Below are 15,167 nucleotides of genomic sequence, written 5' to 3'. Positions count from 1 at the left end.
CATTTTGAATATTTTTATTATAATTAAAATTAGTGGTGATCTATTACTATTTACTTACATTTTATGGTAACTATCATATTTTATTTGACGTTATCCACCTTTTGAACCAAAAACTTCTGCCCGCTGATCATAACCATATACTGCTTCTCTACTGTTATTGATTACAGCAATAGCACCATTTTTTAGTTTTAAAGTTATTACTGCTGTATCAATATCTCCTACTTCACCTATTTCAGGATTAACTAATACTTCACCAGCTGCATATACTTCTTCAACTTCACTTCCAGATAAGAATCTTACCATATCAAAATCATGAATGGTCATATCTAAAAACATTCCTCCAGAACCTTTAACATAATCAATTGGAGGAGCTTCTGGATCACGTGAGGTGATATTGATCAGATGTACATCACCTATTTTTCCGTTTTCTACATTTTCTTTTACAGCCTGGAAATTATGATCAAATCTTCTATTAAAACCGACCTGGAATTTAACACCGGCTTTTTCTACAACATTCAGTACTTCTTCAATTTTATCTAAGTTTTTATCAATTGGCTTTTCACAGAAAATATCCTTTCCTGCTTCAGCAGCTTCAATTGACATCTGAGAATGAGTATCAGTTGATGAACAGACTAATACTGCCTCTATTTCTGGATCATCAATTATTTTTTTATGATCCTTATATACATTTTCAATTCCAAGTTCTAGGGCAGCTTTTTCACCTTCTTCATTTATATATGGATCAGCTACAGCCTTTACCTCAGCATCCTTAACATAATTCATTATACTTTCTGCATGAACTCTTCCAATTCGACCGAAACCTATAATACCCAATTTTATCATCTAAACCCCTCCTGATTATTTGTATTTACTAATTATTATAGTCCAGTTTTTTCTCTAATAAACTCTCTGGCCTGAACAGCATATTCAAACGGGTTAGCTTTTGCGGGATCCTGTTCAGCTTCCACAACCATCCAGCCCTCATAATCAGCCTCTTCCAGAGTTTCAAATAGAGGCTCAAACTTAATTGCTCCATCACCTGGAATAGTAAATGTACCCATCTTAACTCCATCCAGGAAACTTAAACCTTTCTCTTTAACCTCTTTTACTACTTCATTTCTAACATCTTTTAGATGAACATGTGCAATCTGGTCAACATACTTTTCCAGTAAATTTTCTACAGCTTCCTGAGTACCTTCAGAATAATAAATGTGACCGGAATCAAATAATAAATAAACATCATCATTTGTCATCTCCATAAACTTATCAACTTCTGCAGGAGTCTGAACACCAGTTCCCATATGGTGATGGAGAGATACCTTCATTCCCTTTTCTGCAGCAAGTTCGGCCAGCTGATTATATCCTTCAGCTATTTTTTCCCATTCTCCCTGACTAAACTCCGGTTTTTCTTCAAAAATTGCTTTGTCCAGTCCCTGAATACTGTAACTCTGCTCAGAACAGCCGATTACTTCAGCACCCATTTCATGTAAGAAGTCTCTATGTTCTCTAAATTTTTCAATTGTTTTTTCCTTTTTCCCTGCTGCAAAAAAAGTACTGAACCAGGCATTACAGATCTGAATTCCTCTAATATCCAATTTTGATTTTAATTCTTCCGGATCAGTTGGATACTTATTTCCAACCTCACTACCTGTAAATCCTGCCAGAGCCATCTCACTTACACACTGCTCAAAAGTATTTTCTGCTCCCAGTTCAGGCAGATCATCATTAGTCCATGCAATTGGTGCTATCCCTAATTTTACTTTATTTTTGTCCATAATTTTCTTTTCCTCCTCTAATATTGTCTGGCTTTTTTAATTTCATTTTCTAATTCCTGATGTGCTTTTTTCACACTGTCTTTTTTTGCTACCTCAGGCACTCCAACTCTCCACCAGGAGTCATAGCCATGAGTCATTGTTTTTGGTAAAACTTTCACATCTATTAAAGTTGAGACGTCACTTTTCTGTGCTTCTTTAACGGCCTCTCTTAATTCTTCAATATTTTTAACTGTAAAAGTTTTTACACCATAGGCAGCTGCACTGGCAGCAAAGTCAATTGGAATTAAACAGCCGTCCAGCTCTCCACTTTCCTGATTTCTATATCTAAATTCTGTACCAAAGCTTCCCATTCCCTGAGACATCTGCAGATTATTTATACAGCCAAAAGCCATGTTATCAAATAAAACAACATTAATTTTTTGACCTTCCTGAATACTGCTTATCAGCTCAGAATGAAGCATTAAATAACTACCATCTCCAACCATTGAATATACTTCTTTATCTCCTACTGCCAGTTTTACTCCATATGATCCTGAGATTTCATAGCCCATACAGGAATATCCATATTCCATATGATAGGTTCCAGGTTTTTTGGGTCTCCAGAGCCGCTGTAAATCGCCAGGCAGACTTCCAGATGAGCCCACAACTATTGCATCATCAGCAAGTAATTTATCTAATTCACCTAAGACTGCTGTCTGAGTTAATACACTTTCTGTATCAGCATTAAATTCTGCCAGTACCTCATCAATATGTCCTGCTACTTCTGGAGTGAAATTATCAGAGTTATATTCTAAACTAAATAAACGTTCTGATTCATCAAGCCATTCAGCTTTAACTTCTTCAATCTCATTTTGATATGAACTGCTGTAATCAGCTTCTTTTAGTTTTTCAGTTAAAGATTTCAAAGCCAGTTTGGCATCTGCAGTTACCGGCAGAGCATCCATTTTATAAGCATCAAATTCGCAGACATTAATCCCTATAAATTCTACTTCCGGGTTCTGAAATAACTGTTTTGAAGCAGTTGTAAAGTCCATAAAGCGGGTTCCAACACCGATTACTAGATCAGCATCCCTGGCAATTTTATTGGCTGCAGAATTTCCTGTCACACCAATTCCACCAAGATTAAGTTCATGGTCCCAGACAATTGTACCTTTACCTGCCTGTGTTTCACCAAATGGTATTTTAAATTCTTCTGCAAATTCTTTAAATTCTTCTGCTGCTTCTGAATATCTTACTCCTCCACCACAGATTAAAACAGGTTTTTTCTTCTCCTTAATTAACTGAGCTGCCTCAGTTAAAACCCTCTTGCTAGCAGGTCTTCTTTCCAGGTGATGTACTCTCTTTTTAAAGAACTCTTCTGGATAATCATAAGCTTCTGCCTGAACATCCTGTGGTAAAGATAGGGTGACTGCACCTGTTTTTGCGGGATCAGTCAATACCCTCATTGCATTAATAGCAGCTGTCATAAGCTGTTCTGGTCTATTAATTCTATCCCAGTATTTACTTACAGATTTAAAGGCATCATTTGTTGTGATATTATAATTTTCTGGATGTTCAACCTGCTGTAGAACTGGATCCGGCTGTCTGCTGGCAAAGGTGTCTCCCGGCAGTAATAATAAAGGGATTCTGTTTGCTGTAGCTGTCCCAGCAGCTGTTACCATATTTGCTGCTCCAGGTCCAATAGAAGAAGTACAGGCATAAATTTTTTGTCGATTATTTTGTTTGGCAAAAGCTGTTGCTGCATGAGCCATTCCCTGTTCATTCCGGCCCTGTCGTACTATTAAATCACCAGAATCTTCTTCTAGTGCCTGACCGAGCCCCACAACATTACCGTGACCAAAGATTGTAAATACTCCCTCTACAAATTTCTTTTCCTGTCCATCTACTTCCAAATACTGATTATCAAGAAATTTCACCAGTGCTTGAGCAACTGTCAATTTTATTGTACTCAATTTAACTCCTCCTATATTAAATCTGACTTTCGAATAGATAATTCTATATTAATCATTTGAAATTTACAGGTTTTTTTAAAACTAAGATAAATTTACTGCAAAATTATTTAATTAAAATCTCTCGGAAGTGCTTCTTTTAATACACTCAATGATTTTTTTATACCAGTAAGAGCAGCCATACTTAGATCTTCCATTTCAAGACTGACTGTACCATCATAACCAACCATCTTTAAAACGGTAAAAAATTCTTTCCACCAATTTACACTATGACCATGCCCTAATGCAACATAATTCCAGCTGCGAGAAGCAAATTCATCAATAGTTTTGGTGTCTAGTAGTCCATTATTATCAACAAGTATTCTTTCCATTCTCACATCTTTTGCATGTACAAAATAAATTGCATCTCGTAATTCTCGGACGGCAGAAATAGGATCTCCCCCCATCCAGAATAAATGGCTGGAATCTAAATTCATTCCAATCAAATCCCCAACTTCATTTCTAAGCTTAAAAAGTGTTTCAGGATTATAAACCAATTGATAACCATGGTTTTCTAAAGCTATTTTTTCTATTTTATGTTTTTCAGCTAATTTAAAAATTCTTCTCTTTTAATTTTACTTGCTAAAAGTCCATCAAGATCAACGTGTGGAGCCTTTGACCAATTACCACAAGTAAATTCCAATTCTTCAAATCGTAAATTAGAACATATATCTAACATTTTTCAAGTGAATATTCACCTAGTGAATCAGTAACATAGCTTAATCTCATGATAAACACCTTTCTGAAATAGATATTTATAACATCTATTTACAATAAAAATCTGGACATTTTTGAGTTGGAATCTCAATGATTTCATTTTTAATTCTAGCTTGAGAACATAAATCAGCAGTGTAGCTGGCCATATATCCATCCCAAGAACTTGGTCCATTCATTTCATCTTTTTTTACATCATTGATCCATTCTTGTAGTTCAATATCATAAGCTTCAGAAAATCTATCTGACCAATCAGGAAAAATTGGATGGCTTTTTTTCCCTTTTTTTCTTTTAATTGTTTGATGTGGGTCAGCCAAAGTTAAAGTTCCTTCCTCTCCGACCACCTCACACCGCACATCATAGCCATATTGACAGTTAACAAATGATTCGACATCAATTCTGACTCCACTTTCAGTCTCTAACAAGACTATTTGTGGGTCTAGCAATTCTCCTTCAGCATTTTTCGACGTTTTTGGAATAACAACTTGTGCAATTTTATAATCTTCACCCAACAGCCACCTGTATAAATCTATTTCATGAATCACAGAATTTTTAATACTCATTTCTGTAGTAAACTGAGGTTCAGGAACTTTATTCCGATGTATACTATGGATAATGAGTGGAGCTCCAATCTCCTTGTTTTCAATTTCATTTTTAATTTCTCTATATCCACGATCATAACGACGCATAAAACCAACTTGAACTAACTTTTTACCAAATTTAATTTCTTCATCTATTATCATTAAAGTTTCTTCTGCTGAAGTAGCAAGTGGTTTTTCACAAAACACATATTTTCCTGCTTTAATAGATTCTAAGACAAATTCGGCATGTGTAGGATCCCAAGAAGCAACAATTATCGCTTCAACTTCATCCGAATTAATTAGATCAACAGCAGAATTATAGAATTTGGAATTAAATTTTTCAGCAATGCTTTTAGCAGCTTCCACGTTTATATCATTTACTGCAGTAACCTGAGCACCACTCAGTTTATTATTAATTCTTTTTATATGTTCCCGACCTATAAAACCAGTTCCTATTACACCAACCTTTAAGTCCATCATAATCCTCCTATATAGTTAGGAAATTAAAAGGATAGTCAGCTTAGCTTTAATACTCTCACATCTGATAAAACAATATATAGTTTAAACTCATACAAGCTATTTACCTTCTATCACTAAATTTATTTTTCAGGCCAGATTTTAGCATCTTTATCATAGAGCCATGTATGTTCAGGAATATCTATTCTATCAGTCCAGGGATTGGATTCTAGATGTCTAATCATCCAACAGATATACATTGCATATCCTGGAGCAGATGTTTGCGGATGTGATAAGCCGCCAGGAATAGTTACTGTATCATTATGAGTAACTCTAACTACATCATCATCTAAAAAGGCAGCTCCAAATCCCTGTGGTTTATTGAATCTATAGTAATAAACTTCCGGCTGGGCATGGCTGTGGGGTGGAAAACTTGACCATTTTCCGGGATAAGTAATTGATTCACCCATAACCATATTAGAATAAGGAGCAGTTTCATAGTCAAAAACTGTTCTTACCTTTCTGGTAGCTGTATTATTCATTAAACCATCACCAAACATATCAACTCTGCAGTCTTCTGGTTTATAGAATACAGAATCAAAATCTCTGTCATTTCTGGTTTTCTGAATCAGAACTTCTGACTGTGAAAGAGCTTCAACTTCTACCTCTACCCCTTTACTTACATGGAGTACCCAGGGCTCTTCATCAAAGCAGGATTCTCTTTCTGCTTTTTCTTCTTTACCCTCCCATTTATAAATAATTTCTCCATTTATCAACAGTAAGGCCATTTCTTTTTCATCACTTTTGAGTTTAAAATTTTGATCAGCTTCAAGACTTAAAACTCCAACATCCATCAGCATTGTACTGTATTTGCCGTCTAATTCTGTAATTTTATTATAACCTAATTCAAATTCATTTTCTCTTTCTATTAACATTTTAAAACCCCTCCTAAATAATCTAATCTCGAACTACTCTTTCCCCGTATTCTTTTTTCTTTTCTTCTATAAATTCTTTTATTTCATCTGCTGTAGGCATCGCATCTGAACAGCTGTGAGCTGAAACCAGCATTGAGGCAGAAGCACTGCCAAATTCTAAGGCATCAAGAATATCCCAGTTTTCTAATAAGCCATAGATGAAGGCAGAAGCATAAGCATCTCCACCACCAAAAGACTTAATCATTTCTACAGGGAAGATCTTAACATCATAACTTTCCCCTTCTAGAGTATAGGCGGTTGAACCTTCTTTACCGTGTTTAATTACAACTAGTTTACTGTTAAAGCTAAACCAGTGTTCTGCAACTTCTTTATCAGTTCTATCTTCTTCCTTAATTATCTTTTCCATATAGTTAAACTCAGATCGTGAGCCGATAATTATATCACTTTTTTCTGCCACCTTGGTATAATAAATACCTGTTTCTGCTTCACTCTTCCAGGAATAGGGGCGGTAATCAATATCAAAAATAACTTTAACATTATTTTTAACAGCATATTCGGCTGCCAGTAAAGCCGCCTGACGGGAAGGCTCAGCTGATAAAGCAGTACCCGAAATTAATAAAGCTTTAGAATTTTTAATATAATCTTCGTTTATGTCATCTGTGCAGAGTTTTAAGTCAACTGCTTCATTGCGGTACATTAAAATGCTGCTTTCTGTCTTACTTTTAATCTCTGTAAAAGTTAGTCCAGTTTTAGCACCTGATCTGTCAACAGGCATATTTGAAATATCAATATCTTCATTTTCAAAATACTGCAGTACATAATTTCCAAATTGGTCATCTGCAACTCTGCCAATAAAACCTGTTTTTTTATTTAGGCGAGCCATTCCTATCGCTACATTAGCCGGAGAACCACCTACATATTTTGTAAATGTTTCTGTCTCTTCTAAAGTTGTGTAAAGTTCATTAGCATTTAAATCTACCGCTGCTCTTCCAAGTGCAATTAGATCATATTCTTTATTCTGCTCAAATTTTATTTTATTCACTCAAATACCTCCTAAACCAATTTAATAAAATTAATTTATGCTTTTTTCCTTCTTAAAACATCAATGTAAACTGCAACTATAATAACTATACCTAAAACAACAGTCTGTAAACTGGCTGCAACTCCTAAAAGATTGAGTCCATTTCTGATTACTGCAATAATCATAGCACCAATTAATGTACCCCATATAGTACCTACTCCACCTAAGAAGCTTGCACCACCAATAATAACGGCCGCAATCGCATCCAACTCATACATTAAACCGGCATTAGGATAGGCAGCATTTACTCTACCCATTAAGACAATACCTCCCATACCAGCCATTATACCAGATATTGTATAAACCCAGGTTAAAACTTTTTTGGTGTCGATACCCGACAATCTTGCCGCTTCTGGATTTCCTCCAACGGCATAAATATGTCTACCTAAAGTAGTTTTATTCAAAAAGAAATGGAAAAATATTGCTACAGCAATTACAAGAATAAAACTGAATGGTATTTGACCTATATAACCATTACCAATAAACTGAATCCATTCTGGTAAACCTGATACAGGAGAAGCATCTGTTACAATTAAAGCCAGTCCTCTTGCCACATTCATCATCGCAAGGGTAGAAATAAAAGGATGGGGCAGGTTTAATTTTGTAAGTAAAAGACCGTTAATCAATCCAGCAGCAGCACCAACTGCAAGTACAATTAAAATTCCAATAACAGGATTAATTCCATAATTAACAATTGAAATACCTCCAATTGAAATAGCCAGAGCCAGAACAGATCCAACTGAAAGATCAATTCCAGCAGTAAGAATTGCTAAAAGCATTCCGGATGCCACTAAAGCATTAATTGAAGCCTGCTGTAGTACATTGGTAATATTATTTACCGTTAGAAAATATGGTGAAAGAAAAGATAAAGCAATTACTAAAAATAATAGCCCAAATATAGCTCCGAATTTTTCAAAAATTATATTTTTCCACTTAACAAAGTCATTATTTGTTTTCTCCATTTTGTAATTTTCCTCCTTAAAATTATTAACTTACAGTTGCTGCACTCATTATTTTTTCCTGAGTAGCTTCTTCTATATTCATCTCAGCAGTTAATTTTCCTTCACTAATAACTAAAATTCTATCGCTTACCCCTAAAATTTCCGGCAGTTCTGATGAAACCATGATTACTGATTTACCCTGTCCTTTAAGTTCATTGATAATGTTATAAATCTCTACTTTTGCGCCAACATCAATTCCTCTCGTTGGTTCATCAAAAATAAATATTTCAGAATTGGTATTCAGCCATTTTCCAATTACAACTTTCTGTTGATTACCTCCACTTAACTGTTTTGCCTTAGTATAAATACCAGGTGTTTTAATTTTTAAATTACTTACATATCCTTTACTATCTTCTGCCTGTTGTTTTAAATTCAATAAAATATTTTTTTTGTATTTATTTAAATTTGATGAAACAATATTGAACTTAACAGTTTGATCTAAAAATAAACCCTGGTTTTTTCTATCTTCTGTTAATAATACCATACCTTCTTTTAAAGCATCTTTAGGGTGATCAATTTTAACTTTACGACCATTAATATAAATATCTCCACTATCCTTTTTATCTGCTCCAATAATTGTTCTTACTAATTCTGTTCTACCAGCTCCAACCAATCCAGCAATTCCTAACACTTCACCTCTGAAAGCTGAAAAAGAAATATCATTAACAATATCACCACGTTTTAAATGTTCAACTCGTAAAACTTCTTCTCCACGTTCTATATCTATTTTAGGGAACTGCTCATCAATATCCCGTCCTACCATATCTCTTACTATATCTTCCTCTGTAACATCATCTATATTATTTGTAGATACATGCTGTCCATCTCGTAAAACAGTAACTCTATCCGAAATTCTTTTGGCTTCACTTAATTTATGGGAAATGAAGATCATTGTTACACCCTGTTCTTTTAATTTCTCCATCGTTTTAAATAGTTCATTTACTTCTTCTTCACCCAGGGAAGATGTTGGCTCATCTAAGATTAATAAATTTACATCTACAGACAGAGCTTTTGCTATTTCGACCATCTGTTGTTTCCCTACACCTAAATCCTGGATTTTAGCAGTAGGACTAATATTTTGATTTAATCTATCTAAAATTTCCTGTGTTCTTTTTTCCATATGTTTACGATCTATAATTCCTAATTTTTTATTTTTTTTGATTTCTCTTCCCATAAAAATATTTTCAGTTACATCCAATTGTTGAATTAAGTTTAATTCCTGGTATATTGGAATAATTCCATTATCCAGTGCTATTCTTAAATTATTTTCTTTAATTTCATTTCCATTAATTATTATATTACCACTGTCTGGCTGATGTAAACCAGTTAAAATCTTAATCAAAGTCGATTTACCTGCTCCGTTCTCTCCAATAAGAGCATGAATCTCTCCTTTTTCTACTTCTAAATCAACATTATCTAAAGCTTTAACTCCAGGAAAAGTCTTTGTGATATTTTCAATTTTTAAAAATGTTTTCCCCATAAGCTCTCCTCCTAAATACGGCCCCATAATAGGGGCCGCAACAATTTAGTTACTAATTAATCTAAAACTTCTTCAATTACATCTTTACCAAAAACATCTTCAAGACGTTCTCTACTAAAAGCTTTTCTTAATTCTTTAATAGATTCATCTACATTATCTTTATTAATTATTTTTGTTGGTACTGGCACAACTTCTGGCACTTCCTCACCATTTAATGTTTTAACCATCAGTTCTACACCCATATAACCAATATTATAGGAGTCCTGCTTTACTGTTGCAGTTAACCCACCATTTCTAATTGATTTAATTGCATCAGGTGAACCATCAAAACCAATAACAGTCATACCTTCATCAGCATTTGCACTTTTAAGGGCTCTTAAAGCTCCTAGAGCCATCTCATCGTTTGTACCATATACACCTTCTATATTCGGATAGGTTTGCAAAATATTTTGCATTACACTAACAGCTTGACCCCTTTGGCTATCTGCAGGTTGGATAGATACAGCTTTAATATTTGTATCACTTATCGCATCTAAAAAACCGTCTACTCTTTGATCATGAACATAATCTCCAGCAGCACCTCTAACAATTGCTATTTCTCCTTCACCACCCAATTTTTCTGCCATATAATTACCAGCTTTTTGAGCAGCCTGGAAATTACCTGTTCCAGCAAATGAAATTTTACCTTTAAAATCAGCATCAGTGTCGATTGTAATCACGGGAATTCCACGATTAACTGCTTTTTCTAAAACAGTCTTTGCTGCTGCAGGTCTTAAAGGAGCAACTACCAGACCATCAACCTGTCTAGAAATTTGATCTTCTAATAAATTGATCTGCTGCATAACCTGAGTCTCATTACTAGGTCCAACAACCGAAACTTCTACGCCATAATCTTCTGCAGCCTGTTCTGCACCAGCCTGTACAGACTTCCAATAATCACTGTTTGTAGCTTTAAGTACTACGGAAATTCTATATTCTTCATTGGCATGACTATCAGCAGAAACAGTAATTGTTAAACCTAAGACTAATGTCAGAGCTATGAATAGAAAAAATAATTTTTTCATTTGTAATCCTCCTATTGTTTTACTAAATATTGTTTTTTAAAAAATCCATCCCTATAAGCAATTAACTTAACCCTAAATTTATACCCCAAACTATAAAACGTTTTTAATTATCACCCCTCTCTAATTAATTTTTTAAATAAAAAACTACCAATTGATTAATAACACAGAAATACTTTTTAAAAAAAGCTCTGAATTATCTCAAGTGGTAGTTATAAAATGATAGAGTTATTCCCACAATTTTTTTAATTTTCAAATATCAAACGTTTACAAAGAATTGCAAAAAAATGTCTACAAAAGTTTTTTAAAAAATGCTTTAATTATTAATTTCTAGATAATATTAAACGTTTGCAAGAATTAGAAAAAATATTATATTAATTATTTTCAGATATCAAACGTTTACAAAAAATTAAAAAAATATTATAACTATTACAGTTTGAAGCAATTATAATATAATGATTCTTAATTGTCAAATAATTTATATATTTTTTAATGATTTTTTTATTAATGTCTTAATTCATCAATAATCATAATTAAAAATATCATGTTGATTTACTTAATTATCATTATAGAATAATTATTTTAAATTGTCAAATAATTTATCAAAAAACGCAGGATTTATTTTTTCATATTCCTGCGTTTTAATATTAACATTTTTTAAACTTTAACCCCGCTAATTAAATAGGAATTATAATCTATAGCTTTTACTTCTATATTTTTTATATCTCTCTGCTCTAACATTGTCTTCAACTGCTCACTCCTGATCCGATGATGGAGTGGTGGCCCCTCTTCCCTTTTTTCAGGATCCCATTCAATAAATACTACTCGAGAACCTTTTTTTAAAAATCTAAAATAGTTATCTAAGAATTTATCCTTTGCATCTACCTCATGAAAAAGATAGGCAAAAAGCATAAAATCAGCTGACTGCTGTAAATTGGCATCATTATCTTCACTTTTTACTATCTCAATTCTATCAGCTAAACCAGCCTGCTGAGCTCTATGTTTTAAATCTAAAAGCATATCAATTTCTACATCAACAGAATAGACTTTGCCTGATTCTCCAACTATCTCAGCACCTGGCAGTGAGAAAAAACCATTACCGGCTCCAACATCTATAAAAATATCTCCCTCTTTTAAATATAATTCAGAAAGAAGTTCAGCAGGTTTTAAGCTTTTTAATCTTTTTTCTGTAAATAATTTTTTCTTTCTGGCCGGATGAAATCTTTTACCTGACATAAAACCACTCCTCCTCTATTAAATAGTTACTTTTAATTGTAAAACTTTTTAAAAATCTATATATTTTAAATATTAGTTTATCTCTTTCTAAAAATATTATAACTGAAACTAATAAATTAAAAAGTTAAAGACCCTACAAATAAGAAGATTGTAAGGCCTTTTACTTAATTTATATTAATTTAATGTTGGTACCGGGTACTTGGAAAAAATTTCCAAGTACCCGGTACCAAAACAAAATACAAAAAACAACGATCTATCTTTTTGCCTCCCAAATATCACACCAGACATTTTCGTTATAAGAACCTTTAAATTCAGATTTACCCATAATTTTTTCGATGGTCTGTCTGATGACTTCACTGGTATTTCCATGGGAATTGATAAATGTTTTGACCATTGGAACATCAATAAAGTGGTTGGTATAATTTAAGGATACAAATACTGTTGGAATTTCGGCAGCATACCAGGGTACTTCATTTGCCATCGGTGCTTTCCACTTAATCCGATAATTGTTCTGCTGAGCATAACCTCTAACATCAGCAAAGACAAAGGCTGCATCATATTTATCTCGATATTCCATTATCTTACCCTTTTCTCTGCCGTCACCTTCATTTAGATCAACCTCAAATCCTGCCTTTTCCAGTTCTTCAATTACTCTATCTCTGGAAGAAGTGTCACTGTTATAAATTCCTCCCAGTTCTCCATAAAGATAATATAATTTGACTCTTGGATGAGTTTCCGGGGTTATCGGCAGCTGATCTAAACTATCTTTGACCAGAGTAATTCCTTTATCTGCAGCATCTGCAGCCATCTCATGGTGCTCATCCTGTCCGATTAAATCAAGTTTTTCTTCTGAAGGCATTAATTCATCTAATTCCGCTTTCTGATGCAGTTTGATAGCTGCCTTGAGACCTAAAATTCTCTCAAGGGCTTCATTTAAGCGCTGATCTGTAATTACACCATTTTTATATCCTTCCAGCATAAACTGAAAATCTTCTTCCTTATCATTAAAAAATAAAAACATATCACAGCCGGCAGCAATCGCCCCCGGTACATAATCTTTCCTCGGCATGGCAGCTGTCATTCCCAACATATGGGAGGCATCTGTGACTACCAGACCATTAAAGCCCAGTTTATCTCGCAGCAGATTATTTAATAATTCAGGTGCTAAGGTTGCCGGCATTATCTCCTGCTCACTTAATTCTGGGTTCAGCTGTTTAGAATATTCCGGCATTGCAATATGGCCGGCCATAATACTCATCAAACCATTATCGATGTGGTGTTTATATACCTTACCAAAAGTCTGATCCCACTTTTTAGGCTCAAAATCATTTATTCCTAAAACTAAATGCTGATCTCTTTCTTCAACTCCATCACCGGGAAAATGCTTAACACAGGTTGCGATCTCAGCAACTTCACTGTCTTTTAATCCCTCAAGGTAGGCTGAGGTATATTTAATTACCTTTTCCGGTGTATTTCCATAGGCCCTGGTGTTGACTATTGTATTCCGCCAGTTATATAAAATATCAACTGAGGGATCAAAGTTCCAGTTAACGCCCAGAGCTGCTTCCTCCCGACCGCTGACCAGACCAGCATTATAGGCTACCTCTTCTGATTCTGAGGCCTCAGTCATTGCACCACTGGCAATAAATGTTCCGTCTGTAGAAGCACCATCTCCACCATTATCACAGTTAGCTGCTGCCAGCAGTGGAATTTTACTGGCTGCCTGCATCTCTTTTATAAAATTATAAACTTCATTAGAACTTTTGCTGGCATATCTGATTCCACCAACATGATACTTTTTTACAATTTCTGCATTTTCCGGATCAGCTAAGTCACCGTGAATTCTGGTGATAAAGAGCTGGCCGATTTTTTCTTCCAGTGACATTTCTGAAATTGTATCCTTAACCCAGTTAATATCCTCATCATTTAAATAAAAAGGCTTTGCTTTTAAATCTACCATAATTACCTCCGTTTTTTACTTTAAAATAAAATTAAATTTTTTAATCAGATTTTCTTCATAATTCCCCTGATAATCTCCACTGAAAAACTTTGCCGCTGCCTTTTTAGCAAATTTCAGCCAGGATTCAGCTTCCTCACAGGGGATAATTGGATAAAATAAAACATTATTTTTCTGAGCTGCTCGTAAATCTCCAGGAGCATCACCAATCATTAATATTTTATTGTTTTCATAACCCTTTGCCTTTAAATCCTTAATATTATCTGCTTTAGTTCCGGCTTCCTGGCCCAAAATCACTTTAACATATTGTTTTAAATCATAACTCTCCCATTCATCTAAAAGTGCTTCCTGATTAGCAGAAGAAACAACTGCTAGATCTGCTTTAGTTGAGATTTCAGCCAGTATTTTTTTAACTCCTGCAAAAACTTTTGTCGAATCTTTTTCCAGTTTTGAAATCTCCTGATTAACCTGCCTGCTCCAATTGAGAGCTAATTTAAGCTGCTGGTTATTTTCGTTATTTTCAATTTCTCTGCTCAGGGCGGGATTGGATAATTCGCTGCTTTCTTCCGTCCATTTCTCTATTTGATCAATTTCAGGCAGTTCATAACCTTCTGCTTTTAGCTCATTAAAAGTTTTAATAAGTCCCTGAAAGCGGTTTATTCCTCTGGTGTGTGAATAAAGATTAACCTTATCCCACTTTTGTAAAAAATCAGCTTTTATCTCTTCCAATTTCCAGACATTAACTGCCTGAGGTCCAAATGCCTTTTTATGTTTTTCAGTCATGGTATCAATTGCTGAACCATCGGAGTCAATGCAGATCAGAAATTCTTTTTCCTTAACAAAATTAGCAATAGTAGTCATTTTTTCACCCACTCAATTTATTTGGACCTGGTTCAAAAGAA

11 protein-coding genes and 2 pseudogenes are annotated in these 15,167 nt (G+C 34.2%); all 13 read right to left on the bottom strand.

Features of this window, described 5'->3' with window-relative positions; translation table 11 throughout:
• Positions 1–96 precede the first annotated feature (96 nt).
• A pseudogene (iolG, locus tag DFR79_RS05205) lies at positions 97–843 on the bottom strand (inositol 2-dehydrogenase); the annotation flags it as partial.
• A gap of 35 nt (positions 844–878) precedes the next feature.
• On the bottom strand, positions 879–1,775 hold the full coding sequence (gene iolE / locus DFR79_RS05200) for a myo-inosose-2 dehydratase (protein WP_133514448.1): 897 nt from the start codon (positions 1,773–1,775) through the stop codon (positions 879–881).
• 17 nt (positions 1,776–1,792) lie between these two features.
• Positions 1,793–3,727: a 3D-(3,5/4)-trihydroxycyclohexane-1,2-dione acylhydrolase (decyclizing) gene (gene iolD, locus DFR79_RS05195; protein ID WP_133514447.1), complete on the bottom strand. Its 1,935-nt coding sequence runs from the start codon at positions 3,725–3,727 to the stop codon at positions 1,793–1,795.
• Positions 3,728–3,834: 107 nt separating this feature from the next.
• A pseudogene (locus DFR79_RS05190) lies at positions 3,835–4,492 on the bottom strand (sugar phosphate isomerase/epimerase family protein).
• 35 nt (positions 4,493–4,527) lie between these two features.
• Positions 4,528–5,535, bottom strand: coding sequence for a Gfo/Idh/MocA family oxidoreductase (locus DFR79_RS05185; protein WP_133514446.1), 1,008 nt, complete (start codon positions 5,533–5,535; stop codon positions 4,528–4,530).
• Positions 5,536–5,657: 122 nt separating this feature from the next.
• Positions 5,658–6,449 (bottom strand): 5-deoxy-glucuronate isomerase, encoded by a 792-nt coding sequence (locus DFR79_RS05180; RefSeq protein ID WP_133514445.1) that lies wholly within the window; start codon positions 6,447–6,449, stop codon positions 5,658–5,660.
• Between the two features lie 22 nt (positions 6,450–6,471).
• Complete coding sequence (gene iolC, locus DFR79_RS05175) at positions 6,472–7,491, bottom strand: 5-dehydro-2-deoxygluconokinase (RefSeq protein ID WP_133514444.1); 1,020 nt, start codon at positions 7,489–7,491, stop codon at positions 6,472–6,474.
• A gap of 35 nt (positions 7,492–7,526) precedes the next feature.
• The gene (locus DFR79_RS05170) at positions 7,527–8,492 is read right to left on the bottom strand and encodes an ABC transporter permease (protein ID WP_133514443.1); all 966 of its coding nucleotides are present in this window, start codon (positions 8,490–8,492) and stop codon (positions 7,527–7,529) included.
• A gap of 25 nt (positions 8,493–8,517) precedes the next feature.
• Positions 8,518–10,011, bottom strand: coding sequence for a sugar ABC transporter ATP-binding protein (locus DFR79_RS05165; RefSeq protein WP_133514442.1), 1,494 nt, complete (start codon positions 10,009–10,011; stop codon positions 8,518–8,520).
• A 56-nt stretch (positions 10,012–10,067) separates the two neighbouring features.
• Positions 10,068–11,075 carry a sugar ABC transporter substrate-binding protein gene (locus DFR79_RS05160; protein ID WP_133514441.1) on the bottom strand — a complete coding sequence of 336 codons (1,008 nt, stop codon included), beginning with the start codon at positions 11,073–11,075 and terminating at the stop codon, positions 10,068–10,070.
• A 654-nt stretch (positions 11,076–11,729) separates the two neighbouring features.
• Positions 11,730–12,308, bottom strand: coding sequence for a class I SAM-dependent methyltransferase (locus DFR79_RS05155; RefSeq protein WP_133514440.1), 579 nt, complete (start codon positions 12,306–12,308; stop codon positions 11,730–11,732).
• A gap of 253 nt (positions 12,309–12,561) precedes the next feature.
• On the bottom strand, positions 12,562–14,268 hold the full coding sequence (locus DFR79_RS05150) for a glycoside hydrolase family 3 protein (RefSeq protein WP_133514439.1): 1,707 nt from the start codon (positions 14,266–14,268) through the stop codon (positions 12,562–12,564).
• A 15-nt stretch (positions 14,269–14,283) separates the two neighbouring features.
• Positions 14,284–15,126, bottom strand: coding sequence for an HAD family hydrolase (locus DFR79_RS05145; RefSeq protein WP_133514438.1), 843 nt, complete (start codon positions 15,124–15,126; stop codon positions 14,284–14,286).
• Positions 15,127–15,167 lie beyond the last annotated feature (41 nt).

The sequence above is a fragment of the Halanaerobium saccharolyticum genome, assembly GCF_004362045.1.
In the GTDB taxonomy this organism is placed as follows: Bacteria; Bacillota; Halanaerobiia; order Halanaerobiales; family Halanaerobiaceae; genus Halanaerobium; species Halanaerobium saccharolyticum_C.
The sequence above is the reverse complement of the archived record's forward strand: the minus strand, read 5'-3'. Positions and strand labels throughout refer to the sequence as shown.

Excerpts from the sequence above, each read along its gene's own strand:
- DFR79_RS05145 (WP_133514438.1), bottom strand. The coding sequence starts at position 15,126 with ATGACTACTATTGCTAATTTTGTTAAGGAAAAAGAATTTCTGATCTGC.
- DFR79_RS05185 (WP_133514446.1), bottom strand. The coding sequence starts at position 5,535 with ATGGACTTAAAGGTTGGTGTAATAGGAACTGGTTTTATAGGTCGGGAA.
- DFR79_RS05180 (WP_133514445.1), bottom strand. The coding sequence starts at position 6,449 with ATGTTAATAGAAAGAGAAAATGAATTTGAATTAGGTTATAATAAAATT.
- DFR79_RS05150 (WP_133514439.1), bottom strand. The coding sequence starts at position 14,268 with ATGGTAGATTTAAAAGCAAAGCCTTTTTATTTAAATGATGAGGATATT.
- DFR79_RS05160 (WP_133514441.1), bottom strand. The coding sequence starts at position 11,075 with ATGAAAAAATTATTTTTTCTATTCATAGCTCTGACATTAGTCTTAGGT.
- DFR79_RS05165 (WP_133514442.1), bottom strand. The coding sequence starts at position 10,011 with ATGGGGAAAACATTTTTAAAAATTGAAAATATCACAAAGACTTTTCCT.
- iolE (WP_133514448.1), bottom strand. The coding sequence starts at position 1,775 with ATGGACAAAAATAAAGTAAAATTAGGGATAGCACCAATTGCATGGACT.
- DFR79_RS05155 (WP_133514440.1), bottom strand. The coding sequence starts at position 12,308 with ATGTCAGGTAAAAGATTTCATCCGGCCAGAAAGAAAAAATTATTTACA.
- DFR79_RS05170 (WP_133514443.1), bottom strand. The coding sequence starts at position 8,492 with ATGGAGAAAACAAATAATGACTTTGTTAAGTGGAAAAATATAATTTTT.